Annotated in this window: 3 protein-coding genes; all 3 read right to left on the bottom strand. The window is 70.2% G+C overall.

Annotation, left to right across the window (positions count from 1 at the left end; genetic code table 11):
* Nucleotides 1-638 (bottom strand): alpha-hydroxy-acid oxidizing protein (locus AC2VOP_RS18285; RefSeq protein WP_486962278.1); only part of this gene is annotated, 638 nt, incomplete at its 3' end.
* Nucleotides 639-660: 22 nt separating this feature from the next.
* Nucleotides 661-1,530, bottom strand: a complete 870-nt coding sequence (locus AC2VOP_RS18280) for a siderophore-interacting protein (protein WP_486962277.1) — start codon at nucleotides 1,528-1,530, stop codon at nucleotides 661-663.
* A 159-nt stretch (nucleotides 1,531-1,689) separates the two neighbouring features.
* Nucleotides 1,690-2,491 (bottom strand): DNA-processing protein DprA (gene dprA, locus AC2VOP_RS18275; protein WP_486962276.1); only part of this gene is annotated, 802 nt, incomplete at its 5' end.

Below are 2,491 nucleotides of genomic sequence, written 5' to 3'. Positions count from 1 at the left end.
AACACCGGGTCGCTGGTGTAGTTGGCCAGGCAGTGCCCGCGCAGCTGCGGGAAGTTCGACGTCGCCAGGTCACGCGGGCGCCAACCGGGCACCCAGGTGTCCATCGTGACGACGATGGCCCGGTAGCCGGAGTTCTCGGCGCGCTGCACCAGGCTGGCGGCCAGCTCGCGGTCTTTCGGCGGGTACAGCTGGAAGAACCCCGGCGTGTCACCGAACTCGGCGACGATGTCCTCCAGCGGGTCGGCGGTGAGGGTGGACACCATCATCGGCACTCCGGTGGTCGCGGCGGCGCGGGCGGTGGCCAGGTCGCCGTGGCCGTCCTGGCCGCAGATGCCGATGACGCCGATGGGTGCCATGAACACTGGCGACGGCAGCGTCGTCCCGAACAATTCCACCGACAGGTCGCGTTCGGCTGCCCCGACGAACATCCGCGGGATCAGCCCCCACCGCCCGAACGCGGTGACGTTAGCCCGCTGGGTGTGCTCGTCGCCGGCGCCGCCGGCGACGTAGGACCACACCCACGGCGGCATCGAAGCGGACGCCTTGGCCTCCAGTTCGGTGTAGGCCATCGGCAGCGACGGCACCACCCCAGACAGTCCCTGCAGGTAGATCTCGAACTGATAGTCCCCGAATGCCATGTGCCCTAGCCTGCCAGACGGATCAGCCGGCCGCCTCGGCGTCCTGCTCGCTGCGGGCGAGCTCCTTCTTCCACTGGCGGAACGTCTCCTCGGTGCGCCCGCGGCGCCAGTAACCGGAGATCGACGACCATTTGGCCTCCACTCCGTGTTGCTTGCGGACGTAGGGTCGAAGGTTGTACATGACGGCCTGGGCCTCACCGTGGATGAAGGCCTGCACCTGGCCGGGCAGCCACAGGGTGGTGGTGACCGCCTCGACCAGCGGCGCGTGGTCACCGGCACGGTCCTGGCCGACCAGGTCGGCCCGGCCGCCGCGGTAGATCCAGTTCAGCTGCACCGCCGGCGGCGCGGTGAGCTCGGTTTCATGTTCGGGGCCGGCGATCTCGATGAAAACCTTGCCGGTGGCGTCGGCCGGCATCGCTTCCAGCGCGGCCGCGATGGCCGGCAGTGCGCTTTCGTCACCGGCCAGCAGGTGCCAGTCAGCGGCCGGGTCGGGCGCATAGGCTCCGCCCGGACCCATCAGGTAGACCGGTTGGCCGGGCTCGGCGGCGGCCACCCACGGGCCCGCGACCCCGTGCTCCCCGTGCATCACGATATCGATGCTGATCTCGCCGACCGCCGAGTCGGCGCCGCGCACCGTCATGGTCCGGATGGCCGGGCGCCGGTCCGCGGGCAGCATGTCGAAACTGTCCAGCGTCAGCGGCTGTGGCAGCGCGCCCGTGTCGACGTCCTCGCCGAAGAACAAGATCTTGACGTAGGAGTCGGTGAATGCGCTGGGGGCGAAGGTATCGAAGCCGGTTCCCGATCCGCCTTGGCCCAGCACCACTCGGACCATATGTGGTGAGAGTTGCTGGGTGCGGACGACTTCGAACGTGTGCACCGGTCGACCCGCCAACACTGCCTCCTCGTGAAAACCGACCGCCGACGTCCACGACCCGTGCGGATACGCTGGGTCAACTGAGCATTATCTCGAAGACGGTGATGACGCGTCCGGTTCGGGTGATCCTTTGTCGCGCCATGACAGCTGACCGGCAATGCTCATGGTAGAAGCCGGCTACCCACGCTTGCGTACCACCCGCCAACGACCGTCGCAGCGCTCTGCCAGCCCGACCACCTCCAGCATCGCCAGCGGCCCGAGTACCTGCGACGACGGCAACCCGGACGCGACCGCAACCTGATCGACGGTGGCGACGCCCCGGCCCGGTAGCGCCTCGTACACCCGCCGCTCAGCAGGGCTGAGTCCGTCCAGCGGGGTGTCGGGGTGTTGCGGCGCATCGGCCAGCTCGCCGGCCCGGCCCACCAACTCGACCACCTCGTCGGCCCGGGTGACCAACTCTGCGCCCGCGCGCAGCAACGCGTGGCAGCCCGCCGACGCCGAGCTGGTCACCGGCCCGGGCACCGCGGCCACCGGCCGCCCCAGCAGCCGCGCCCACGCGGCGGTGTTGGCAGCGCCGCTGCGCAGCCCGGCCTCGACCACCACCGCCGCGTTGGACAACGCCGCGACCAACCGATTGCGGGTCAAGAACCGGTGTCGGTAGGGCCGCACCCCCGGCGGGTACTCGCTGACCAGCAGCCCGTGCTGGCCGATGCGATGCAGCAGCGCCGAATGCCCTGCCGGATAAGGAATGTCGATTCCACCGGCAAGCACCGCCACGGTGGCTCCGTCGCAAGCCAGCGCCGCGCGGTGCGCTGTGCCGTCGATGCCGTAGGCGCCGCCGGAGACCACCGCCACCTCGCGTTCGGTCAGTCCCGCGGCCAAGTCAGCCGTCACCTGCTCGCCGTAGGCGGTGGCGGCACGGGTTCCGACGATGGCCGCGGCGCGCTGAACCGTCTCGTCGAGGCGAAGCGGCCCCAGC

It is taken from the genome of Mycobacterium sp. TH-M106, assembly GCF_057473765.1.
This window is presented reverse-complemented; position numbering and strand designations above follow the sequence as displayed.